The organism is Nostoc sp. LEGE 12447 (assembly GCF_015206985.1).
Lineage (GTDB): Bacteria > Cyanobacteriota > Cyanobacteriia > Cyanobacteriales > Nostocaceae > Nostoc.
This window is the reverse complement of the sequence record NZ_JADEXT010000019.1, coordinates 106,332-129,059: the sequence shown is the minus strand read 5'-3', so window position 1 is coordinate 129,059 and position 22,728 is coordinate 106,332. Positions and strand designations below refer to the sequence as shown.

The window sequence follows — 22,728 nt, the reverse complement described above, 5'->3', positions numbered from 1 at the left end:
AATATAAAATTTGATATGTCAGACTCTAAATTTACTACTCCTGTGGCTCAAGAATCCCTCCACTCAGAATTGTCTGAGCGATCGCCTGTTCCTAATCTGGGGGAGAAGATTCTCGCAATCCGCAACAGTTTACGCCCCGGACAACAACAAATGGCTGACTGGGGATCTGGCCCTTTGGCTATTTCTGCCGTTCCTGGCGCAGGCAAATCTACTGGGATGGCGGCGGCGGCCGCGATCGCGATCGCGCGTCAATATGAACGTTATGCCCAATCGCGCCCATCCTCGCGTCGTCATCTGGTAGTCGTCACCTTTACTCGTTCTGCTGCTGCCAATATTAAAGCAAAGATCCGCAAATTCTTACGAGATGATTTATCTCTACCCCAGACGGGATTTTTTGTCTATACTCTACATGGTTTAGCGTTAAATATTGCTAGCCGCCATTCGGATTTATCCGGTTTGCAGTTAGAAAATGTCACATTGATTACACCAACTCAAAGTCATCGCTTTATCCGCACAGCTGTAGAGCAATGGATTGTAAATAATCCCGGAATATATTTGCGGTTATTAGAAGGTCATCAATTTGACGGAGAAGAGACAGAAAGGTTGCGTCGTCAATCGGTGCTACGAACAGAAGTCTTACCGGAATTGGCGAATACGGTAATTCATGAAGCAAAAAGTTCGGGGATATCGCCAGAAAAACTGCGGGAGTGGAGTAGACAAACCACAGACGAATATACAATTTTGAGCGTAGCTGCGGGATTGTATGAGCAATATCAAAACTTAATGCGATCGCGTGACTTTATCGATTACGACGATATGATTTTAGCCGCACTGCGCGTTTTAGAAAACGACAGCGCCCGTCGCATTGAGCAAAACCAAGTTTTCGCGGTTTTTGAAGACGAAGCCCAAGATTCTAGCCCCCTACAGACGCAGCTGTTAGAAATTTTGGCACGTGATGGGGGAGATGAGGCAGGAGGCAGGGGGCAGGGGGTAGGGGGCAGGGAGAGAATAATAACTCCTCACTCCCCACTCCCCACTCCCCACTCCCCACTCAATTTAGTCCGAGTTGGCGATCCCAACCAAGCAATTAACTCTACCTTTACCCCAGCCGATCCGATTTATTTCCGACACTTTTGCGAAGAGTGCGATCGCATCGAACGATTGGCAACGATGGATCAAGCTGGTCGCAGTACTAGAATTATCATTGAAGCTGCTAACTTTGCCCTCAAATGGATCAATAATCAATCCTTAGCAAAAACGAATAACGGACAACAGATTCCTGACAACCGACAAGTACCATTTCGCTTGCAGACAATTCGCCCTGTTGAAACAGGCGATCCACAAAAGAACGCCAACCCAGCACCCATAGGACGGGGATTAGAACTTTATACACCGCGTGACATTCATCACACCGTTGAATTGTTATCTCAAAGAGTAATTGAGTTATTTGGTGAAGACCCAACACAAAATAGTGCAGCGATTTTAGTCCGAGAAAATCGCCAGGGAAGATGGTTATCAGAGGCTCTAGCACCTGTATGCAAAGAGCATAATATTACACTGTACGATGTGGGAGAACGCGATCGCCGTTCCCATGTTCCCCAAGAGATTTTAGCATTACTGCAATTTTGCGATCGCCCCCACTCCCCCGATTACCTGAAAGCCGCCTTAGAAGCATTAGTACAGCGCCAGTTAATTCCTACTCAAGACCTCAACGCCCTTGCAAGTCTACCAGAAGAATTTTTGTATCCTGGCCCTCTAGCAGCACCCCAAGCAGAAACAGTCCAAAAGGCTGCACGCTTATGTCGCAATTTACTTCGCGCCCGCTTGGAATTGCCCCTGTACCAGCTAATTTCCTTTCTTGCCTTGACTTTAAATTATGACCAGGCAGAATTAGCAACTGCTGACAAACTTGCAGAACGGGTAAATCAACAGATAGCTGGCAATAGTTCAATGGGAGGAATGCTGTCAGCTTTAAGTGAAATCGTTAGTTCCGAACGGTTTGAACCAGTGGAAACCGAAGATTCGGAAGAACGTTACACTCGTCGCGGTCAACTGACCATTATTACCATGCACAAAGCCAAAGGGCTAGATTGGGACTATGTATTTCTTCCCTTTCTCCACGAAAACTTGATTCCTGGGAGATTTTGGGTTCCTCCCCAAAGCCAGTTTTTAGGTGATTTTACCTTATCAGAAGTAGCCCGCGCCCAAATTCGGGCTGCTCTCCACGGAGAATCTACCATACCAGATGTTACGCAAGCATGGGAACAAGCAAAGCACTTGAAAATATCTGAGGAGTACCGTTTACTCTACGTTGCGATGACACGGGCCAAGCGTCTGGTATGGATGTCAGCAGCACAGAATGCCCCCTTTACTTGGAGTAAACCAGATAATTTACAAGAACAAGCACCTTGCCCAGTATTTCCAGCATTAAAGCGCCAATTTCCTGAATGTGTGGTGAATTTAGCGGTAATGGCTAAATAAGGACGATCAAAAGTTTTCAGAAATTGCAGGAATTTACAGTTACTAGCGATCGCACCATCCCAAAATATCTGTATAAAATAAATTATCTCTTGTGGAATTTGCCATTTGAAAATTGGTGTTATACATTGGTGTTCAGCTTTTAATCGGAAATATATTTATCAATGAAAACCCAACAAATCAGTTCCACCACAATAGAAAATAGACCCACCAAAACTAAAAAACAGTCCTTTCCTGGTGTGAATATTGGTAGCCCTAAAGTACCATTCCGCCAATCCAAGAAAACAGCACAACAGCATGAATTACTCAGTGATTGGGAACACGCGAGTTAATTTATTGACATACCTTTATACCAAATTACGGTTATCCTATTGACTTTTGTGCAACTCCCAGTATTTGATCGGGCATTAACTAAGAAACCATTGTAAATTAAGGGGGCAACGGATTTTTTCGGTCTATCGCCATAAGCCAACAATCTGAATATTTCCCTTCATGCAGTTCATGGGCTGGCAAAAGCTTTAATTTCACAAAGCCACATTTTTCATAGCAGCGAATGGCGCGAGGATTGTCAACATGCGGGTCTATGACAATTTTATGAGCTTGCAGATGTTCAAAAAGATAGGTGATAAATGCTGACAGGATTTTTGTACCAATTCCCTTGTTCCAATAGTCGGTTTCGCCTATGAACAAGTCAATTCCGTAGACATAATCAGTTTGTTCAAGATGATACAATTGCCTATCAGTTTGGGATAAGTCATTGAGCGCACAATACTGCAAATAACCAATGGGAATATTTTGATAGTAGAACACACACGGAACAACCGGATCTTTTCCCTCGATCATAGGTTTGTACGTTTCTATAATTCTTTCTAAAGGAAAAGGATTATCTCTTCCTTCATAAAATTGCAAAACTTGTGCATCAGTTAACCATTTTGCGAGCAGCTCATAATCATAAATTTCATCTTGCATTAGACGAATAGCTATTTCGTCTTGTTGAATTAGCATATTCTATATATATTTTCTAACGAGTATTTAAATAAATATAGGTTGTTAAAAATCTCTATTATCTTGCAAAAATTATGAAAAAAAAGGGAATTCCATGTCCACTTCGTCAGAATGAAATTCCCTTTAATTTTTTGTCTTAGCTCTAACAAAAAATACAGATGCCGAACTTAAATTTACTCAATTGCCACCAGATGTAACAGCTTTATTATGTATAGCAGTGTCTTCAGCCTTTCTCTGCCATTTACCATCGCTGCCTGGTTCGTATTCATTCTTCACACTATTCCAAGCAATTTCACGCGCACCCTCTTCACTAAAACCATTACTTTGAGCAGCATTAAATGCAGCTAGAAAAATCTGCTGTGCATGTTCAGGTAACTGCTCTCTAACTTCATTGGGCAATTCATTTATTGTTTTATCAGCCATAAAGTTATCTCCAATTATTTCAACTTAAGTTCATCCTAAAAAACTGGCAGTATAATTTCCTCTTTCTAGAAGAATAGAAGTAAATAATCATACTTTTGGCTGAGTCAGGCAATTTTAAATCAGCGATGCAATGATATTAATACTCATGGCTAAGATGGTGGTATTGAAAAAGAACGATAATATGCTATGCAACAGAGTCAAGCGTCTCATATCGCTTGATGTCGTCTGCACATCTGAAACTTGACTTGTCATGCCAATTACAAATGAATAATATAAAAATTCCCAATAGTCTGGAGAGTCGTTATTAGGAAAATCTAAACCTGCGGTAATTTCTTCACTATGATTACGATTAATATATTTGTAATAACTATGTGCATATTGCACTGCAAACATTGTATGCACTAATAGCCAGGAACCGACAATGGTCATAATTGAAAGTATGACATGTAGGGTAAGCAGAGTTGTTGACAACCCTTTTTTATCAGTTAATAAAAACCCGATCGCTAAAACACTAGCACAAGCCGCAGCTATCACCAGCATGAATATAGCTAAATGTCCTTCATATTCATTCTCAGCATAACGGCGAATTTTTTCTGGGCTAGCCTTGATCATTTTCCACCAAGTTACGGCTAAGAAAAAGTCAGCACCAAAGTTCCAAGCGCAGAGAATGCGAGTCGGTAAGTGTAGCCAAGACGGAAGAATTATTGAAACTAATACAGCAATTCCGGCAGCAATGATCAGTCTGGGTCGAGGGTCAAAGTTTTTAAATAAGTTAAGTTTCACAAATATTGCGATCGCAGATGTTATCCAGTTAGATTTAATTAATTTGTAATCTCTCTTAAAAGGCTAGGGTGTAAACACAAGTAAGATCCAGAAAGCCCTCATGTAGAGACGCGATTTATCGCGTCTGAAAGACTGACACGTTAGAGAGACGCGATAAACTGCCGTCTCTACAAAGAATGTACTCCTCAATTATTCCTTGACAGACTACTATTTACAACTTGTGTGTACACCGTAGCCTTTTAAAAGAGAGGTTAAAATTTATTGCTTCCATTCGAGAAGCACTATAATATCCAACTAATTACGTTAGCGTAGCGGGGCGTAGCCCATTACGAATTATTTCAACTTGGCTCTAATCGTTTCTATTCGTTGACGATTAACACCTAAATCGCTTTGACCTAAGCGTGAAGCGGAACGCACTTGGATCGCATTGGCATTTCGGTCTAGATAAAACTCTACATCATCCACAAATCCCAGTAAAGCACTTTTAAATTCTGCATATAAATAATCTTGGCTTTCGGTAATGATTTTAGTTCTTGGTAAGGACTGAATAATCTCTTTAAGATTAGCGTAGGCGAAGCCCGCCGCAGGCATCGCTTCTTGTGGGCTAGATGTAAAAGTCAATGGTGCAATTTTGTGGACTGCATCTGCACTCTGACTGGAAACACAGTTAGGAGAGTTAGGGCAGGATGCTAATTTACCGTTGCTAACACCCAAATTATTCGGTCGTTTGCCAGCAAAAACCATAATTACGTCTCCAGGTAAGTAAATAACTATACTCTCACACATTTACTTGAACCACTGTAATGCTTTGCGGCAATTCCATCTTCTGGCAAATGACAGATTCCCTAAAACATCAGTGATGCGTTCGCTCTATGATCCGGTAAGTATCGTCTAGGCGAAGACAGATTATGACGCAAACAATTTCAATCAACGACTCCGGGCGTTTGCAACTCACACCGCTAGAAATCCCATCCCGCCTACTGTTAGGGCCTGGGCCATCCAATGCCCATCCCACAGTTCTCCAAGCGATGAATACCTCACCAGTTGGGCATCTTGACCCAGCTTTTCTTGCCCTCATGGATGAAATTCAGTCATTGCTACGCTATGTATGGCAGACAGAAAACCCACTCACCATTGCAGTCAGTGGTACGGGAACAGCTGCAATGGAAGCAACGATCGCTAATGCTGTAGAACCTGGTGATATAGTTTTGATTGGTGTGGCTGGTTATTTTGGTAATCGCCTTGTAGATATGGCTGGACGTTATGGTGCTGATGTCCGAACCATTACCAAGCCTTGGGGACAAGTCTTCAATCTAGATGAACTCAAAACAGCCCTAGAAACTCATCGTCCGACTATTTTGGCTCTAGTTCATGCCGAAACCTCAACAGGCGCACGGCAACCATTGGAAGGAGTTGCTGATTTGTGCAATGAATTTGGCACTTTGCTGCTGGTGGATACTGTGACAAGTTTGGGTGGCGTTCCGTTGTTTTTGGATGCCTGGGGAGTTGACTTAGCTTATAGTTGTAGCCAAAAAGGGTTGGGTTGTCCGCCTGGTGCTTCGCCTTTTACAATGAGTGCGCGTGCAGTTGAGAAATTGCAACAGCGCCAAACTAAGGTTGCAAACTGGTATTTGGATATGTTGTTACTAGGTAAGTATTGGGGAGCTGAACGCACCTATCACCACACAGCACCCATTAATTTATATTATGCATTGCGGGAAGCACTACGTCTGCTTGCAGAAGAGGGATTAGCAAACTCGTGGCAGAGGCATCAAAAAAACGTAGAGTATCTCTGGGAAGGCTTAGAGAATTTGGGACTGAGTATGCACGTTGAGCAGGAGTATAGACTACCAACGCTTACCACTGTCCGCATTCCAGCAGGAGTAGATGGGAAAGCGATCGCACGGCAGTTACTCAATGAACATAATATTGAAATTGGCGGTGGTCTTGGCGAACTAGCAGGTCTTGTCTGGCGCGTGGGATTGATGGGCTTTAATAGTCGAAAGGAAAGTGTTGACCAACTTTTAGCAGCATTGCGGCAGGTTTTACCTAAGTAGTTTTCGCTTGAAAATAGTGCGTTAACAGTAGCTTAACGCACTTGATCGGGCACTACAATCATTACCAATTACAAGAAGCAACCAAGTTAGCTACTATCTCAACTAGTTCGTCTGGATCAATTGGTTTAGATACATGAGTGTCAAAGCCACCTTCCAAGGCACGGATACGAGCCTCAGGATCAGCATAAGCTGTTAAAGCAATTGCTGGGACTCGTCCACAATTGTTTGATTTGAGCGCACGGAATTTGCGGATGAAAGTATAGCCATCCTCTCCAGGCAACCCAATATCAGAAATTAAAACATCGGGCTGTAATTCGGATAATACCTTGTGTGCCGCATCCGCCGATATTACTGGTATAACTTTTGCTCCATCCATTTCCAACACAGTAGTGATGAAAAAGCGAGTATCATTATCATCCTCAATTACCAGAATATCTAAACCAGCAAGAGTTCCAGAAGGTTCCATAAATGAAATTTTATCGTAGATTAAGGGTCTAAATCCCCATTTTGAAAATGTCTTTATGGCCTTTCCTACATGGCTTGAAAAGTCAGATACCTATCCCTAAAGTAATTAATCATTCGTAATTTGTAATTACGAATTGTTAACTAACTCCTCACTTGTCTAAAGTTCTTACACTCAGGACTTGGGGTGGTGTCGAATCTGGCGGATAAATCACATCTACCTGTACTATCCGCTTCGTGGCAGGTGGAAGTACAAGCTGTACCAATGGTTCTAACACCTGACCAGTTCTGTGCCATAGATGTACGTAGCGAGTCTTTTGTTCACCTTGGTCATCGAAGTAACGCAGCCGCACCGTACCACGGAAGAAAGGAAAATCTAGAGATGGTTTCCTAAAACGTACACCACCTTGGGATAATTTATCTTCCTTCAAAGGCGTTTCCAAAGTAACAGTCACGGTTTGAGTTTGGTTGGTATTGTTGCTTAAAGGTAAGGTGAGTTTATATTCCACCCCATAATTACCATGTGCTTCATAAGCTGTATCTGGATAACGTACCAACATTTTGGCCGTTTGGATTTGTTGAGTACCCAATCGACCACTCCGCAATGTGTCTAAAACATAAGAAATAGCTTTACCGCGCTGGGGAATAGTCAGATTTGTGCTTTGAGGATTATCCAGCAACTTTGCTTTCCACTGGGAACCTTGTGATATACCAGCTACACGCCCATAAATCAGTGCGCCACTGGTAGCATTTGGAGGAGTCGGGGTTTTATCTCGCGGCCCGGCGAAGTTCCCGTTATCTAGTAAAGCTTGCCATTCTCCAAGAGTCGGTGGGCGTTCTGTATTCTCAGAATTTTTCTTGGCAAACATTGCTAAACTTGCCGCATAAACTTGATCACTACTACGCAACCGCATAAAGCTAGAGCGACCATTCACAGGCTTTTCTAGATTTCGTACAGGAATCGGATGATTTAGTAACATCCGGCTTTGCCCTGGCGGAATTATTAGCTTTGCCGGAAAATCAGCTTGTCGAACACCTCGGAGTACATCACCAACAGCGCGATCGCCTGGCCCAGAGTAAGCTTTACCATCGTTATTTTCTACATAGGGTGGTAAGGTAACAAATGGCGCATCTTGCATCAAGTAACTCGCCGCTTGCAACACATCCACTGTTACAGGTTTTTTACCAGGGTTATGCACAAGTACACCCAGGTATAGCGTTTGTAAATCCTTGGGAGTGTGGGTATAGTGATGGGCAAATAAGTCAAAGCGTCCCTTCAAGGGAAAATTTAGGTGCGCTGCTGCAACTTTTTTACCTTTTGTAGGAAAAGTAGAAAGTAAAATTCCCTCAGTTTTGATCCATTCTGGGCTATTGCTGTTAAAAACAGGTATTGTATCCAACTTACCTGGTAGAGCCAGAACTGCTCCTGATTGCACGATTTCTTGGGGTGCTGGCTGAGGTGTTTGAGCGATCGCGGAATTCTTTTTATCTGCTGTGCATCCAAAGGTTTGAGTTATAGCAAGTCCTAATAGAAGTGTGAATACAGGTAGTGGTAATTTAGCCAGCATAAATTTGCGCGTCAATCACGCTGTAGTGTCAGATATAACAAGTTATTATTACAAGTTTCTAGAAGCGGATTTCTGAAAATGCGTAAGTATAGCCCGCACTTCGGCTGCGCTCAGTGACCACCGCAGGCATCGCTATATATACAACAGCAATACAGTTCAGTTAAGCATTTCTTTATTCTCTCGGTGCCCTCTGCGTCTCTGTGGTAGCCTGCGGCAAGCCGCTGACGCTCCTTCTCTGCGAGACGCTACGCGAACGTCGCTACCGCTTCGCTAATGCGTCTACGTAAAAAAAAATGACTAAAATCAAACTGCTGTATCTGGTATTCCTCACTAGCTCACTGCGAGAAAAAACCAACAAATAGTAGAGGCAAAAGTATTAGTAGGGACACAATTAATACGAGGGTTGCCGGCTCGATTTTTATCTGGTTCTTTTGTGGATCGCGCATTTGGCTTGCTCTCGAGAAATAAGTATATTAACTTAGCCTAAAGGATGTTTATTCCTTTTTCCAAGTCCAATTAGGTTGAAAAATGTAACTTTTTAGTAACTTTATCGCCCTATCAGCTTATTTCTTCCAAGGTAGTTTAGTTCCCATTTCAGTCAATGCAGAAAAAATGAGATAAAGGACGAGTAACCCAGCACCTGCTAAGAAAGCCAGTAAATCGTTATCCATAAATGTTATGTGCTAAAACTTCGCTAATCATAGCGAAATCTACTAATCTTTAGCATTTTTCTGAGCCTGCAATCTTTGATCTTGTGGATGCAAACTGTACCAGCCATACCAGTGACGAACTGCTAGCCAAACGGCTGAAAGTAAACCCGCTAGGCTGAGGGTGAGGCCGCTAAATGGTACTAATAATCCAAAAATTGGTAATACTGCTCCAGCAATAGTGCAGATAATAGCAGCCAGGGAAGCACTGCGACTAGCTCCCAATCCCCATGTCAAAAACAGTAAGATGATGGAAATTAAAGTCCAAGCCAACTGAGCATTGATGACACGAGCCAGATAGGTCAGAATCAATAGACAAGCAAAGAAAATACTACCAGCGATCGCAACATTTCTGAAACTCATTGGTAGTGATAAATATAACAACAAAATCCACCACAAAAATATTGCTGGTGCTAGCAATAAAAGACGCGGAATTACCCCCGTATGACGAATCGGTTCGGTGTTGGTAAACACTCCAAATGGATTTTTGACTGAAACATTCTCGTCAAATTTCCAAGTAAATTGCGTACTACGTCCGTCAGATTTAATATCGTCAGGTTCAATACCACTGGCAAAATTAGCCGGAGCAAAGTTAGCAATTGCTATGAGGCGGAAGTTAGATAGGATTTGTCCCCCTGCACTATAAACCCAGCGAGGCCCGCCTCTAGCCTGATAGGTGACTCGAAAGGTAGTTTCTTCTCCTGGTTGCAGCCGGAAGGGAAAACCATAATCTTCTGGATTGATTTGTTGCAATCTTGTCCCGTCACGCTCGATTTTATAGCTAGAAAGAAGTGTGTAGCCGTTGGGTGGCGGTGCTTCAAAGAAAAAATTATTAATGTCCTTGAGTTTGTTAACTACTTTATAATCGGCAGTATAATCTGCCCGATAAATTGAGCTACGCCCTGGAACATCTACGCTTTGGTCAAGCTTGACTTGAATTTGCGAACCAGCCAAGCTCAAGAAGCGGTTAATCTGTCTTGTCTCATTTACCTTGACTATTTTGTTGCCAACTTGAGTGTTATATGAGTATGGCTCTTGAATAGAGTAGCGGACTTGAGGGGCAAGTTGTTCTAGCTTTTCACCTGCAACACTTTCAGCCACTTGAGCTACCTTTGCTTGTTCCCAGTAGTGGTAGCGATTGCTTAAAGTTGAACAGAGAAAAAATCCCGGTACTAAGAGAACTAATACTAGAGTTAAATGCTGTAATCCACGCAACAGTTGAGAATAGCCAACAGCCCATTCACCGATGAATATAAGCTGTTCCGGCTGGCTGCGACGGAGGGAAAAACTTATCAGTGCGATCGCAACTCCTAAAGCTACGATTAAAAATACTAATAACAGTGAAGCTTTGAGCGCCTGGGTTCCAAATTGAACAAGCTCAATCGGATGCGTCAAATCGGGTAATCCGGGAATACCTTGAGCAGAAGATGACATTGGCTAAATTTTTGCAGAATTTGGAGAACCAGACCGATAAATTCGCTTAAAAGTTTCTGAATAATAGTTTTATTTAATACGCAGATATTTTCAAGAAGTGCTGCTGAATTGCTCAATGGCAACTGAGAACTTACACAAAAAATCTCTCAAATTCTTATTTGTCTGTGTTCTCTGTAGCTCTGCGTTAGCCTGTTGCAAGTCTTATTGAGTCTACATCTTTCTGTTAATCATCCCTAAGTATGATTAATTTCAACATCAAAAACCCGGCCATGATAGCCGGGTTTTTGAGTGGAAACATGGGGCTATATTGCCCAAAGGTTAGTTATAGAAGTTCAGTATAAAATCGATGCTCTGATCAGGGATACCGCTCGGTTGTTATCGATTTCGGAAAATTAGCTAAAAATTTTTGCGTAGTCTTCCTTTCTCTTCCAAGCAGCAACCGACTGATAGCGCCAGAGTGTAGGCAATACGGTTCGGATAAGCATTTTTCACTTTCCTTGTGGTCTGGGTAAAGGGTAAGGGGTAAAGGGTAAGGGGTAAAGGGGCAAGGATGTATTCAAAACCTTTTCCCTTTAACCGAACCGTATTGAGAGTGTAGGATTGAGAAATATTGATTTTCCGGCTTTTGCTGATGAATAATGGATTTGGTAGCTGGCAAGAATGGTTAACAGTATTCACCTATCTAGGTTTTACAGTCTTTATTATCTGGCGCGTGTTTACCGCCGAGAAGAATTAAAAAAGCTACATATCATTTCACCAGGGTCTTTTTGCTCAAAGGGTAAAACACCTCCACCTTGTTGAACCTTGACTCGTTCCCGGCAATTGTAAACCTCGGTGGGCCTTTTTACTCCATCTACACTAACGGTTGCCCTGTATTCCCAATAGTTTTTAGCACTTCGGTTGATGCTGAGAATGCAAATCTGGTGGTGTTGGCGTAGCCCGTTGGAGAAATCGTAGTTGCGACACACTGATGCAAAAGCTGGATGTGCTACGGACAAGTTTAGTATCAATAGCAACATAAATACTCCTACTTTTATCCTGTTCATAAAAAATCATTTAACATTAGGAACTCCGTAAAAATAAAATACCAGCTATAGGAGAGTCCTATAGACAATTTGTATTGAGCAGAAAAGTCTCAAACATGATGGTGTTCATGTACCATACCCTAAGACCAATTCGTAATATCCTGCGGAAAGCTGGACTTCGTGCGTCTACGACGTAATTGAGAAAGTCAGATTACATCTAGCTGGGTTTCCAGCATTTGTGTCTGTAGTTTTATTTTGAAGAATTGATATAACAATAATTTGCAAAAAAAAGCCAGTCTTAAGGACGATAAAATTGCGACTAAAAACAAATTTTGAGCAATCTCAGATTGCACGCTGTTGTGCGGCAGTGCTGCTTTTCGGTCAAGTGTGGCTACATTTTATTCAGGGAAAAACTTACTACCGCAAAATTATGCAACATCTGGTGACTGCTGGGCCCGGTTCTATCTCTCCAGTTCTCCTGGTTAGCGGTTTTGCAGGAATGATTTTTACTATTCAGACGGCAAGAGAATTAGTCCGATTTGGGGCTGAAAATGCTGTGGGAGGTGCTTTTGCCTTAGCTTTTTGTAGAGAATTAGCTCCAATTTTAACCGCTAGTATTATGGCAGGACAAGTGGGTTCTGCTTTTGCAGCAGAAATAGGTGCAATGCGGGTAACTGAGCAAATTGATGCACTTTATATGCTCAAAACTGATCCCATTGATTATCTAGTACTTCCTAGAGTAATTGCTTGTTGTTTGATGGTGCCTTTAATGACGATTTTGGCTTTAGTTACTGGGATTATCGGCGGAGTTTTTGCCGGATCATATTTTTACAAAATTATTCCTGAAACATTTTTAGAATCAGTCAGAAATTTTTTAGACCCATCAGATTTGTTTATTATTTTGTTAAAAGGGTTTATTTTTGGTTTGCTGGTTGCTGTCATCGGCTGTAGTTGGGGTTTAACTACTAAGGGGGGAGCTAAGGAAGTAGGAGAATCGGCAACAAAGGCAGTTGTTACTAGTTGGGTATCCATTTTTATCATGGATTTTTTCCTTTCTCTACTACTATTTGACCAGCCTGCATTTTGAAGAGAGCAGGGGGAAAGGGGAAGGGGGAAGGGCAAGAAAATTAGTGGTAACAGAGCTTGTCTATTCGCATAGCGTCCCATAGGGAAGTACAGTTTTCCTCCTACCTCCTGCCTTCATTTATCGAAAATTTGGGTAAGAAATATCAGTTTTGAAGCTTTGATGGAGCCCACCACAGACATCCCTACTTTTTTTGAATATACTTCATAACTTGACGAGAACGTGGGAATATATTAACTCATAAATTAGCGCACCCAAAGCTAAACCTGCAAATGAAAAGATAGATGCAGTAAAAAAAGCTAGCCCTTCTCTAAGACCTGCTCTTTGGAAATCTATCCTGACTAATATAGTTGCCGAAATGATGAGTAAAGTATCAAGAAATACCCGAAACCAGGCAATCATCAGAAAAAATAAGAAAGCTGCTAAGACAGCAACGCCAAAAGACCTGATGTTTGATTTAAGCAAAATCCTGAGATAATAGGTCATTTTCGGCCAAGGAGTGGTTAACGTCACTATTAAAAGCAAGATTGCAACCACAGTCAGCACCCACACAAAGAGAGGAGCATGTGTTTCAGATATTACCCAGCCCAAGGTACTGTAACTAAGCAGTACTAACGCCAGGGACACCCAAGGAACTCTTTTAAAAATTGACATGGGTTTATATTCCTAGTACAGGGTCAAGGTATTATTACATTATTAAATTTTATATAGGAATGCGCTTTGATTTTTGTTCGCCTAGCGTGGCGTAGCCATAATTATTTGGCTTAAGAGGCAACGAGAAAAAAGGCTCTTTGAGTTGCACCTAGCTTCGCAAAAATCAAAAATAAGCTTTATGGAAGGCAGACTATTATAACTATTGACTAATAGCTAAACAATCATTTTCTGCCCACCAAGCGTAGATTGGCGTGTCACGGTCTGGTAAAGCACCAAAAGTATTAGGTTGCAATACATTTATGCTAATACCATTTGTTAATTCCACAACATAATTAACGTGTGTGCCCAAATACATAACATTAATAAGTCGCCCTTCAAAGCAGTTAGCTGGCAAATTGGGTGGATAAAGCGAAAGCTGTATTTTTTCTGGGCGCACACTCACTACTACTGCTTGTGATAATTGAGATGGTGTATCTTCAGCGCGGTTAATGATAATTGAGAGTCCTGTTTTTGTGGAAATTTTAATACTAGAGGAATCTACCGCTACGATCTCACCACTAAATAAATTAGTATCGCCAATAAAATCAGCAACAAAAGATGTCTGGGGACGTTCGTAAATTTGGCTGGGAGTGCCAACTTGTTCAATTTTGCCTTGGTTCATGACGGCAATGCGATCGCTCAAAGATAATGCTTCTTCTTGGTCGTGTGTCACCATCACAAAGGTTACTCCCAAGTCTTTGTGTAAATTTGATAACTCAACCTGCATTTCTTTACGTAGTTTTAAATCCAACGCCCCTAAAGGTTCATCTAGTAATACGACGGTGGGACGGTTGACTAAAGCCCTTGCTAAGGCGACTCGCTGCTGTTGACCACCAGAAAGTTGACTGGGAAAGCGCGATCGCAAACTTTCCATTTTCACTAACTTTAAAGCTTCTTGAACTCTAATTTCAATTTCCGATTTGTGGATTTTTTTTAACCGTAGTCCAAAGGCGATGTTATCCCAGACATTCAAGTGATTGAATAGAGCGTAACTTTGAAATACAGTATTGACGGGTCGGCGGTAAGGCGGCACATTAGTCATAGACTGACCCTGAATCAACACTTTGCCAGCATCAGCGATTTCAAAGCCAGCTATTAAACGTAGTGTTGTTGTTTTGCCACAACCGGAGGGGCCTAAAATACTAAAAAATTCTCCTTGTCTGACATCCAAGTCTATTCCGTGTACTGCTGGTTCTTGGTTAAAAAACTTGAACACGTTACGCAGTTCAACATCAAGTGGCTGAAAAGTTGTTATCCCCCTCTGATTCTGCATGACAATTTGAGCCATAATCCTTAGTAGAATGCCGTGATCTTACGTAACTTTGTCAGTAGTCTATTGGGCAGACTATATTTGACACTTTGGTTTATTGTATCCGCCAAAAACAATTGTTCAAGAATATACTTGCCCGATTTTTTCATACCCAGTTTTGGGCATGAGTTTAGGGTAATTGTATACAGATAATACCGCTCTTAGAATCATTCTTTGTCTTATGTCTTTATTCCCATCAATTGGCAGCAAAAAAGATACACGTACAGTTGGACGTGGTTTCCAATCAATATTTTTAATCGTATTTACCCTCTTAATAACCACTGGGATTGAGGCTCGCTTGGCCTATTTGCAAATTGTTGAAGGCCCAAAACTCCGAGAACGAGCCGAAGCGAACCGGATTCGGATGATTTCTAAACAACCAGAACGAGGTAATATTTTTGACCGCAATGGTAAACTTTTAGCCAGTACTCGCTATCCTAGCTCTGTATATTTGTGGCCAATGGCACATACTAAGCCTTCTTGGTCTGTAGTCGGCCCGCGTCTAGCGCAAATTCTCAACATTCCACAAGATGAGATGGAAAAGAAATTAGAACAAGCAGGTGCTAATTCTTCTTCACTCATCCGAATTGCTCGCGATCTCAATGAAGCAGAAATTACGGCGCTTAAGGAGTATAAAAATGAACTCCCCGAAGTGGAAATTAATACAGATTCTGTACGTTATTATCCTCATGGGAAGCAATTGGCTCATGTATTAGGCTATACGCGAGAGTTGACCGCCGACCAGTTAAATGACAAGAAACAGGAAGGCTACCGACTGGGGGATGTAATCGGTCAGATGGGGGTGGAAAAAGCTTATGAGAAAGTGCTACGAGGCGAATGGGGTGGTCAGCAGGTGGAAGTGGATGGTGCGGGTAGACCAATCCGAGTTGTGGGCGAGAAACAGGCAAAGGCTGGTAACGATTTGCATCTGACCATAGATTTGGATGTGCAACAGGCAGCAGAAAAAGCTTTAGGAAATCAACGAGGTGCGATCGCAGCACTCGATCCGAATAACGGTGCTGTTTTAGCATTGGTCTCTTACCCCACCTTTGACCCGAATATCTTCTCAAAACAAAAACTCTCCCAGAAAGATTGGGAAAGCGTGCAAGGTAAAGATCATCCCTTGGTTAATCGTGCCCTGAGTGCCTTTCCACCCGCCAGTACTTTTAAAGTTGTCACCACGACAGCCGGACTGGAATCAGGCGAATTCTCTCCTGACTCAATATTACAGACCTTTGGTTCTCTTACCGTTGGTGGTGTGACTTTTGGTGAGTGGAACCACGCCGGATTCGGGCCATTAGGATTTCCCAGAGCGATCGCTATGAGTAGTGATACTTTCTTCTATCAAGTTGGTAGAAAAGTTGGTGGCCCAACTTTAATTCAATGGAGCCGCAAATATGGATTTGGTCAAAAAACTGGCATTGAATTTCCCAACGAAGAATCAAAAGGCTTGGTTCCAGATGAAATATGGAAGCAGAAAGTTTTGAAGACACCTTGGACAGTAGGCGACACCATTAATATGTCAATTGGTCAAGGTGCTTTACAAGTAACACCACTACAATCGGCGATTATGTTTTCTGTCCCTGCTAATGGTGGGTATCGAGTTCAGCCGCATTTGCTCAAAGACAATGAAGAAGCAAAAAGTTGGCGAGAATCGTTAAATATGAAGCCGACAACGATTAAAGTTCTCCGCGATGGACTGCGGAAGGTAGTGAGTGAGGGAACTGGTAAGCGCTTGGACGTGCCGACAATTGCCCCAGCTTCTGGAAAGAGTGGCACTGCTGAAGCTGGTGTTGGTCGCCCAAATCATACTTGGTTTGGTGCTTATGCCCCTAGTAATAAGCCGGAAATTGTGGTTGTGGCCTTTGGTGAAAACTCTGGCGAACATGGCGGTACTGTTTGTGGGCCTATGGTTTTACAAGTGCTAGAGGCTTATTTTCAGCACAAGTATCCAGGTAAGTATAAAAAATCTCAGCCAGATCCATCAGAAGCAAAAACTCAGAATTCAGGGCATGGCACTGGGGATTAGTACCGCAAGGCGGAATTAAAAATTAAAAATTAAAAATGAATACAGCGTAAGTGTTTTATTCATTTGGAATGGGTAGTTTATTTACGCTGAACTGTACTATTGTACAAAGTTCAAAATTCAAAAAGCCTTTGGGCGACCCAATGGAAGAGATGAGCTTATGATATCAATTGAAAACAATTAATGGCTGCCTATTAGTTTGCCGTTAAATACCTGCTAAGAATTTAGCAGAATTGTTTACAGATAATCTTAATTTTGAAATCTTTTTTGTCTTATGACTATATTTAAACCATCTCCACTTGGCGGAAAACAAAATACACGTACAGTTGGACAGAGTTTCCAGCCGATATTTTTAATTATATTTACTCTATTGATGTTGACGGGAATCAGTGTTCGTTTGGCATATTTGCAAATTACTGAAGGAGCAAGCCACCGAAAACGAGCTGAGTCAAATCGAATTCGGATGATTGCCAAACAACCAGAACGGGGTAACATTTTTGACCGTAATGGCAAACTTTTAGCCAGTACTCGCTATCCTCGCTCTGTATATTTGTGGCCGATGGCACATACCAAGCCTGCATGGTCAGTTGTGGGGGCACGTTTATCTCAAATTCTTGAGATTCCCCAAGAAGAGATGGAGAAGAAATTAGAAGAGGCAGGCGCTAACTCTTCTTCACTTATACGGATTGCTCGTAACTTGAACGAAGCACAAATTACGGCATTGAAGGAGTATCAAACCGAACTTAAAGACGTAGAAATTCATACAGAAGCCGTTCGCTACTACCCCCACGGCAAGGAATTAGCTCATGTATTAGGTTATACGCGAGAACTGACCGCCGACCAGTTAAAAGAAAAGCAGCAGGAAGGCTACCGATTAGGTGATGTGATTGGTCAAATGGGAGTTGAAAAAGCTTATGAGATAAGTCTGCGGGGCGAATGGGGGGGTCAGCAGGTAGAAGTCGATGGTGCAGGTCGGCCGCTCCGAGTTTTGGGTGAGAAACAGGCGAAGCCTGGTAAAGATTTGCACTTGACCTTAGATTTAAATATGCAAAAGACAGCAGAAAAAGCTTTAGGCGATCGCGACGGTGCGATCGTGGCACTTGACCCAAAGAACGGTGCCGTTTTAGCAATGGTATCTCACCCCACCTTTGACCCCAATATTTTCTCGAAGCAGAAACTCAGCCAAAAAGATTGGGAAACTGTACAAGGTGCAGATCATCCCTTAGTCAATCGCGCCCTCAGCGCCTTTCCACCTGCTAGCACCTTCAAAATTGTCACTACAACAGCCGGTCTAGAATCAGGTAAATTTCCTCCTAATACAGTCTTGCAAACCTATGGTTCCCTAAGTTTTGGCGGTACCCGATTTGGTGAATGGAATCACGCCGGATTCGGTCCATTGGGTTTTGTCGGTGCATTACAGTGGAGTAGTGATACCTTTTTCTATCAAATTGGTCGCGGAGTCGGTGGCCCAACTTTAATAGAATGGACTCGCAAGTATGGATTTGGTAAAAAAACCGGCTTTGAGTTTGCCAACGAAGAGGCAAAAGGTTTAGTGCCAGATGAGGCATGGAAGCAGAAAGCTTGGAAGATACCTTGGACTGTCGGAGACAGCATTAATATGTCAATTGGTCAAGGTGCTTTACAAACTACACCCCTGCAAGTCGCCATCATGTTTGCCGTGCCCGCGAATGGTGGCTATAGAGTCCAGCCGCATTTGCTTAAAGACAATGAAGAAGCAAAAAGCTGGCGAGAATCTTTAAATATGAAGCCGACAACCATTAGTGTTCTCCGGAAAGGACTACGGAAAGTAGTAGCTGAAGGTACTGGTAAGGCTTTGAATCAGCCAACAGTTCCCCCAGTCGCGGGTAAGAGTGGTACTGCCGAAGCCTGGAAGGGACGTGTTAAGCAAAATCACGCCTGGTTTGGTGCTTATGCACCTGCTGAACAGCCAGAATTTGTGATTGTGGCATTTGCGGAACATTCCGGTGGTGGCGGTGGTAGCATTGCTGCGCCAATGATCTTACAAATTATGGAGGAATATTTTCAGCGCAAGCATCCAGGTAAGTATCAAAAACCAACGCCGAAGAAAGCATAAAATTGGTACTTGGGATTACCGTAATTTTACTTTGTCATCGAGATAAAATTTCCCGACCAGATGCGATCGCCAAAAAAATTGCTGAATACTACTGTCCAGCCCTTAAGGAAGTGATTCTTCAGCCTTCGTTAGGAGAAGAAGACCGATAAAACTAATCAGTGGTGGGTTCAAGCCCTCACTGATAGCGCAGCGTCGTAAAGCCTTCTCTTCTCTTTTAGAGACGCTACGCGATCGCTTAGAGCGAGTCCACTAGCGTCCAATACGCTTGGGTTAAGGGCTACTGGCAAAAATTTTGGGTTTTTGAGACGCGATAAATCGCCATCTCTACAAGTCTTCTAAAATCGAACAACTCCTATGGCGATATCTTAGCGGGTTTCAAATTTCTGGCTTTGTAGAACATTTCCAAGCTGTTGCGATCGCCGACGAAACGCCAGTGCCAAGGCTCATAACTCACACCTTGAACATTATCTTTAGGAAAAGACATTTCAAAGCTAAAACGGGCTGCATTTGCTTGCAGCCATTGATAAGCCTTAGTCTTGTCAAAATTGGTTTGGAGATTAGTTGCTGGTACTGATCCATCCCCAACATCCACAGCATAACCTGTGTGATGTTCGCTATGACCAGGAGGAGCGCTGAGGGCAGCTCGTTCTGCTGGCGTTTGATTTCGTTGGGCACCGACACCAAAAAACAATTGTTCCTGGTCTTTAAGTGAGCGAAAGCCAGAAATTGGCACTAAAGTTACACCTGCACTTCGGGCTGCTGCTACCATCTCCTCAAACTTTTGGGCAGCAGCTTTTCGCATTCTAATGCCCCTATTTGCGGAGATGGTTATTAGTTCTGACTGAGGCGCTTCTGGGTAAGGAAAATGCCCTAATATAGTTTCGCTAGAATTATTAGATGGTGCTGGAGTTGGAGGAGTAGAAGTAGCTGGTAAAGGTTGAGAATCGGCAGTTTTTTTGGGTGCAGTGACGAAAAATAAAAAACCGCTAATTAAAGCCAGCAGGATAAATCCCACCACTCCGCCAATCAGCATAATTTGGGGTTGCAACCACATTTTGCGTGCTGCAACAGGGGTATCACGTACAGCCACTGGAATATCATCACCAAGGTCATTCGATGAGTTTTGCGGTTTTCCAGAAAACCCTGCCTTATTCAAGCGTAAACTCCTGTTTTTGTGGAATAGCCATAACAGATTTTGCACTGGACAAAAGTAGACGTAACAGGTAGCATTTTACATCTGTGGTTCTTAGGCGCAATCTTGACAAACCTTTTAGAACTATACGTCAAGCTAGGAGGATTAGTCCTAGTAGGTTTTGTTCTGGGACGCAAACTACCCATAACAGTTCCTACACGTTTGGGACAGTTTCTTTTTTGGGTGGGAGTACCCATAAGCATAGTATCTTTTTTGCGTCAATCCAGCTTGTCGGGGCAAATTTGGATTGCACCTGCGCTCGCTTACCTAGCCATTTTACTCGGAGCATTTTTAGCTTGGTTAGCCATTAAAGGACAAGCCTATTTTAGAAATACTGTCCTCCAACCACCAACTCAGGCTAGCTTGATATTAGCCGCAATGTTGGGTAATACAGGTTATCTTGGTTTTCCCATTACCTTAGCAATGGTAGGCAAGGAATACTTCGCTTGGGCATTATTTTACGATTTGTTAGGTTCATTCCCAGGAACTTACGGTTTGGGTGTATTACTAGCAGCGCGTTTTGGCGGTGGTGTCCAGAATCATTGGCAGATTGCCAAGTCTATCTTAATTAATCCTGCACTGTGGGGTTTCGGATTTGGCTTGCTGTTTCGGCAGGTGACAATTCCTACAGTTGCAGAATTCTGGTTAGAAAAATTTGCTTGGAGTAGTGTAGCTTTATCCCTGGTATTAATTGGAATGCGACTGGCGCTGCTCAAATCTTGGCGTAGCCTACCACAAGTAGGGATGAGCTTGGGAATCAAAATGCTGTTAGTTCCCTTGATATTGGGCAGTACTTTACCAGTATTTGGAATAACTGGGGCGATCGCAAAGGTAATTGTCTTACAAATGGCCATGCCTCCAGCTTTCGCCACACTGGTAATTGCTGAGGCATTCAATCTCGATCGCGATCTGGCAGTTACAGCCCTAGCTGCTGGGGCTATAGTATTGTTGGTTACTCTCCCCGTTTGGCTGTGGCTATTTTGATTTTAGATTTATGCACTGTGACACATATCAGTTAAACTTCTACTGGATGTTGCCCATAATATGGCAAAGCCTCTGACCAATTAGGATACTTGCCCTCTTGCCAATCGAGATTAGCTAATTCTAAAATACTTGTCACCGTTGCTGCTAACCCAGATTTTGCTTGAATTAGCTGATAATTAGTGTTCCAATTCCCTAAAGTTTCCTGCCATGCTTCCGGTGTGAATACTCTATCTGGCAAACACACTTTTAGTTTAGAAACATCTGGCTCAAATTGATAAATAGCAGCAAAAATTTGACCTCGTTGGGCTGGCATTTCCACAGCAATAGTTTTTGGATTTGGACTTTTGCCTGCTTCTGCCCAAGCTACCGCAGCTAAAGTTGAAATTGCAAATATAGGGATATCTAATTGTTGCCCTAAAGTTCGAGCAGTGACAACGCCAATGCGAGTTCCTGTAAAGCCACCAGGCCCTTTTGCAACTGCAATGAAAGACAAATCTGCCCAAGTTTGCGGTTTGATAAAGTCAATTAAATATTGATGGATTAAGCTAGATAAATCTCGCCCTAAATTCCAAACTTGTGAGCGATGCTCACCAGAAAAATTACTAATTGCCAATCCTAATTCGGGAGTGGTGGTGTGTAGTGATAAAGCGTATTTTGTTGCTGTGAGGTGTTTTAGTTCTGTAGTCAAAGTTAATTAAAATATTGATTTTTCTATAGTTAACTTAATATATCTATTCAAGCACATCATAGTTATGAATTTTCACTTTGTTTTTATCCCCATGAGGGGAAGTGATTGAAAAACTCTACCCTTTTATAAGCCTTACTATGACAGTTTTTGAAGGGTTCATTTTAGCAGGTATTTGATTTACCTGTCATTCAGCTTAAATTATTGACAATAAGATAAGGGTCTACCGTTCTCAAATTGCTTACAACGCAGGCGTTTCGCGGGGTCGAACGAAAGAAAAAGGGTTTTAGCGATCGCTATACCCCACGAATAACCTACGTGTGTAAAGTCAAACTAAATACTTTTACTCTCACTAGGAAACTTGGGATGGAATTGTCAAGATTTTGTTATTAATGGACTGAGGCAGAATATGCTACTTTTGACTTTTCAAGTCGGCACTAATTCACCAGGACGCAATTTCGACCACTTACCCGTTTCCCGTTTAAAGCTCAGACAACCAACAACATCCCATTCCATCTCAATTACATCATCGTTTGTCCGAATATTGACATTGATAGAAGGTTCATTCGGATCAAAACTGGGTGTTTCAGTCAAGTGAGGCTGTTGGTGCTGCCCTTCTACGGCATGATAGGTAACACAGCTGTCTACATAGTGGCAGTTCACACAAATACACATAATAGAACCAACTCCAGGGGCCTTTATTGTTAATCTAACTTAA

General features: G+C 42.4%; 21 protein-coding genes. 8 read left to right on the top strand and 13 right to left on the bottom strand.

Annotation, left to right across the window (positions count from 1 at the left end; genetic code table 11):
- Nucleotides 1–15: 15 nt before the first annotated feature.
- Together IQ274_RS19945 and IQ274_RS19940 are read left to right on the top strand one after the other, a co-directional pair.
- Nucleotides 16–2,481, top strand: coding sequence for an ATP-dependent helicase (locus IQ274_RS19945; protein WP_194143206.1), 2,466 nt, complete (start codon nt 16–18; stop codon nt 2,479–2,481).
- 161 nt (nt 2,482–2,642) lie between these two features.
- Nucleotides 2,643–2,810, top strand: a complete 168-nt coding sequence (locus tag IQ274_RS19940) for a hypothetical protein (RefSeq protein WP_167306218.1) — start codon at nt 2,643–2,645, stop codon at nt 2,808–2,810.
- 97 nt (nt 2,811–2,907) lie between these two features.
- Here the strand turns inward: IQ274_RS19940 and IQ274_RS19935 are convergent, their stop codons facing one another.
- From IQ274_RS19935 to IQ274_RS19920, 4 genes are all read right to left on the bottom strand, one after another.
- Nucleotides 2,908–3,483: a GNAT family N-acetyltransferase gene (locus IQ274_RS19935; RefSeq protein WP_163933701.1), complete on the bottom strand. Its 576-nt coding sequence runs from the start codon at nt 3,481–3,483 to the stop codon at nt 2,908–2,910.
- A 177-nt stretch (nt 3,484–3,660) separates the two neighbouring features.
- The gene (locus IQ274_RS19930; RefSeq protein ID WP_163933698.1) at nt 3,661–3,906 is read right to left on the bottom strand and encodes a ChaB family protein; all 246 of its coding nucleotides are present in this window, start codon (nt 3,904–3,906) and stop codon (nt 3,661–3,663) included.
- A gap of 114 nt (nt 3,907–4,020) precedes the next feature.
- The gene (locus IQ274_RS19925) at nt 4,021–4,689 is read right to left on the bottom strand and encodes a DUF1345 domain-containing protein (RefSeq protein WP_194143205.1); all 669 of its coding nucleotides are present in this window, start codon (nt 4,687–4,689) and stop codon (nt 4,021–4,023) included.
- 333 nt (nt 4,690–5,022) lie between these two features.
- Nucleotides 5,023–5,433: a DUF1499 domain-containing protein gene (locus IQ274_RS19920; protein WP_194143215.1), complete on the bottom strand. Its 411-nt coding sequence runs from the start codon at nt 5,431–5,433 to the stop codon at nt 5,023–5,025.
- Nucleotides 5,434–5,597: 164 nt separating this feature from the next.
- Between IQ274_RS19920 and IQ274_RS19915 the strand changes: the two genes are divergently transcribed.
- Nucleotides 5,598–6,746, top strand: a complete 1,149-nt coding sequence (locus tag IQ274_RS19915) for an alanine--glyoxylate aminotransferase family protein (protein WP_194143204.1) — start codon at nt 5,598–5,600, stop codon at nt 6,744–6,746.
- 61 nt (nt 6,747–6,807) lie between these two features.
- Here IQ274_RS19915 and IQ274_RS19910 read toward each other — a convergent pair whose 3' ends face one another.
- The 4 genes from IQ274_RS19910 to IQ274_RS19895 form a co-directional block, all read right to left on the bottom strand.
- Nucleotides 6,808–7,212, bottom strand: a complete 405-nt coding sequence (locus tag IQ274_RS19910) for a response regulator (RefSeq protein ID WP_163933685.1) — start codon at nt 7,210–7,212, stop codon at nt 6,808–6,810.
- Between the two features lie 148 nt (nt 7,213–7,360).
- Nucleotides 7,361–8,776: a DUF3370 domain-containing protein gene (locus IQ274_RS19905; RefSeq protein WP_194143203.1), complete on the bottom strand. Its 1,416-nt coding sequence runs from the start codon at nt 8,774–8,776 to the stop codon at nt 7,361–7,363.
- Nucleotides 8,777–9,489: 713 nt separating this feature from the next.
- Nucleotides 9,490–10,917: a hypothetical protein gene (locus tag IQ274_RS19900; protein WP_194143202.1), complete on the bottom strand. Its 1,428-nt coding sequence runs from the start codon at nt 10,915–10,917 to the stop codon at nt 9,490–9,492.
- Between the two features lie 716 nt (nt 10,918–11,633).
- Nucleotides 11,634–11,936 (bottom strand): hypothetical protein, encoded by a 303-nt coding sequence (locus IQ274_RS19895; RefSeq protein WP_228058259.1) that lies wholly within the window; start codon nt 11,934–11,936, stop codon nt 11,634–11,636.
- Between the two features lie 319 nt (nt 11,937–12,255).
- Between IQ274_RS19895 and IQ274_RS19890 the strand changes: the two genes are divergently transcribed.
- Complete coding sequence (locus IQ274_RS19890; RefSeq protein ID WP_163933674.1) at nt 12,256–13,029, top strand: MlaE family ABC transporter permease; 774 nt, start codon at nt 12,256–12,258, stop codon at nt 13,027–13,029.
- A 201-nt stretch (nt 13,030–13,230) separates the two neighbouring features.
- Here the strand turns inward: IQ274_RS19890 and IQ274_RS19885 are convergent, their stop codons facing one another.
- Nucleotides 13,231–13,680: a hypothetical protein gene (locus IQ274_RS19885; protein ID WP_163933671.1), complete on the bottom strand. Its 450-nt coding sequence runs from the start codon at nt 13,678–13,680 to the stop codon at nt 13,231–13,233.
- Between the two features lie 199 nt (nt 13,681–13,879).
- Entirely contained in the window at nt 13,880–15,007 is a 1,128-nt protein-coding gene (locus IQ274_RS19880) for an ABC transporter ATP-binding protein (RefSeq protein WP_163933668.1), read from the bottom strand.
- Between the two features lie 202 nt (nt 15,008–15,209).
- Between IQ274_RS19880 and mrdA (IQ274_RS19875) the strand changes: the two genes are divergently transcribed.
- The 3 genes from mrdA (IQ274_RS19875) (at nt 15,210) to IQ274_RS19865 (ending at nt 19,298) form a co-directional block, all read left to right on the top strand.
- Nucleotides 15,210–17,057, top strand: coding sequence for a penicillin-binding protein 2 (mrdA, locus tag IQ274_RS19875; protein ID WP_194143201.1), 1,848 nt, complete (start codon nt 15,210–15,212; stop codon nt 17,055–17,057).
- A gap of 271 nt (nt 17,058–17,328) precedes the next feature.
- Entirely contained in the window at nt 17,329–19,149 is a 1,821-nt protein-coding gene (gene mrdA / locus IQ274_RS19870) for a penicillin-binding protein 2 (protein WP_194143200.1), read from the top strand.
- 2 nt (nt 19,150–19,151) lie between these two features.
- The gene (locus IQ274_RS19865) at nt 19,152–19,298 is read left to right on the top strand and encodes a hypothetical protein (protein WP_228058258.1); all 147 of its coding nucleotides are present in this window, start codon (nt 19,152–19,154) and stop codon (nt 19,296–19,298) included.
- Nucleotides 19,299–19,501: 203 nt separating this feature from the next.
- On the opposite strand, the gene IQ274_RS19860 is transcribed toward IQ274_RS19865, so the two are convergent.
- Complete coding sequence (locus IQ274_RS19860; RefSeq protein ID WP_163933659.1) at nt 19,502–20,305, bottom strand: M15 family metallopeptidase; 804 nt, start codon at nt 20,303–20,305, stop codon at nt 19,502–19,504.
- Nucleotides 20,306–20,407: 102 nt separating this feature from the next.
- Here IQ274_RS19860 and IQ274_RS19855 point away from each other — a divergent pair, with 102 nt between their 5' ends.
- On the top strand, nt 20,408–21,325 hold the full coding sequence (locus IQ274_RS19855) for an AEC family transporter (protein ID WP_163933708.1): 918 nt from the start codon (nt 20,408–20,410) through the stop codon (nt 21,323–21,325).
- 31 nt (nt 21,326–21,356) lie between these two features.
- Here IQ274_RS19855 and tsaB read toward each other — a convergent pair whose 3' ends face one another.
- Entirely contained in the window at nt 21,357–22,013 is a 657-nt protein-coding gene (gene tsaB / locus IQ274_RS19850; protein ID WP_163933656.1) for a tRNA (adenosine(37)-N6)-threonylcarbamoyltransferase complex dimerization subunit type 1 TsaB, read from the bottom strand.
- A gap of 423 nt (nt 22,014–22,436) precedes the next feature.
- A complete protein-coding gene (locus IQ274_RS19845) occupies nt 22,437–22,685 on the bottom strand; it encodes a Ycf34 family protein (protein ID WP_114084947.1) in 249 nt (82 codons plus the stop codon).
- Between the last annotated feature and the right edge of the window lie 43 nt (nt 22,686–22,728).

What these genes read in the sequence shown, in the direction of transcription:
- IQ274_RS19880 (WP_163933668.1), bottom strand. Translation starts at nt 15,007, where the DNA reads ATGGCTCAAATTGTCATGCAGAATCAGAGGGGGATAACAACTTTTCAG.
- IQ274_RS19900 (WP_194143202.1), bottom strand. Translation starts at nt 10,917, where the DNA reads ATGTCATCTTCTGCTCAAGGTATTCCCGGATTACCCGATTTGACGCAT.
- mrdA (WP_194143201.1), top strand. Translation starts at nt 15,210, where the DNA reads ATGTCTTTATTCCCATCAATTGGCAGCAAAAAAGATACACGTACAGTT.
- IQ274_RS19940 (WP_167306218.1), top strand. Translation starts at nt 2,643, where the DNA reads ATGAAAACCCAACAAATCAGTTCCACCACAATAGAAAATAGACCCACC.
- mrdA (WP_194143200.1), top strand. Translation starts at nt 17,329, where the DNA reads ATGACTATATTTAAACCATCTCCACTTGGCGGAAAACAAAATACACGT.
- IQ274_RS19920 (WP_194143215.1), bottom strand. Translation starts at nt 5,433, where the DNA reads ATGGTTTTTGCTGGCAAACGACCGAATAATTTGGGTGTTAGCAACGGT.
- IQ274_RS19895 (WP_228058259.1), bottom strand. Translation starts at nt 11,936, where the DNA reads ATGTTGCTATTGATACTAAACTTGTCCGTAGCACATCCAGCTTTTGCA.
- IQ274_RS19915 (WP_194143204.1), top strand. Translation starts at nt 5,598, where the DNA reads ATGACGCAAACAATTTCAATCAACGACTCCGGGCGTTTGCAACTCACA.
- IQ274_RS19905 (WP_194143203.1), bottom strand. Translation starts at nt 8,776, where the DNA reads ATGCTGGCTAAATTACCACTACCTGTATTCACACTTCTATTAGGACTT.
- IQ274_RS19945 (WP_194143206.1), top strand. Translation starts at nt 16, where the DNA reads ATGTCAGACTCTAAATTTACTACTCCTGTGGCTCAAGAATCCCTCCAC.
- IQ274_RS19930 (WP_163933698.1), bottom strand. Translation starts at nt 3,906, where the DNA reads ATGGCTGATAAAACAATAAATGAATTGCCCAATGAAGTTAGAGAGCAG.
- IQ274_RS19935 (WP_163933701.1), bottom strand. Translation starts at nt 3,483, where the DNA reads ATGCTAATTCAACAAGACGAAATAGCTATTCGTCTAATGCAAGATGAA.
- IQ274_RS19885 (WP_163933671.1), bottom strand. Translation starts at nt 13,680, where the DNA reads ATGTCAATTTTTAAAAGAGTTCCTTGGGTGTCCCTGGCGTTAGTACTG.
- IQ274_RS19845 (WP_114084947.1), bottom strand. Translation starts at nt 22,685, where the DNA reads ATGTGTATTTGTGTGAACTGCCACTATGTAGACAGCTGTGTTACCTAT.
- IQ274_RS19910 (WP_163933685.1), bottom strand. Translation starts at nt 7,212, where the DNA reads ATGGAACCTTCTGGAACTCTTGCTGGTTTAGATATTCTGGTAATTGAG.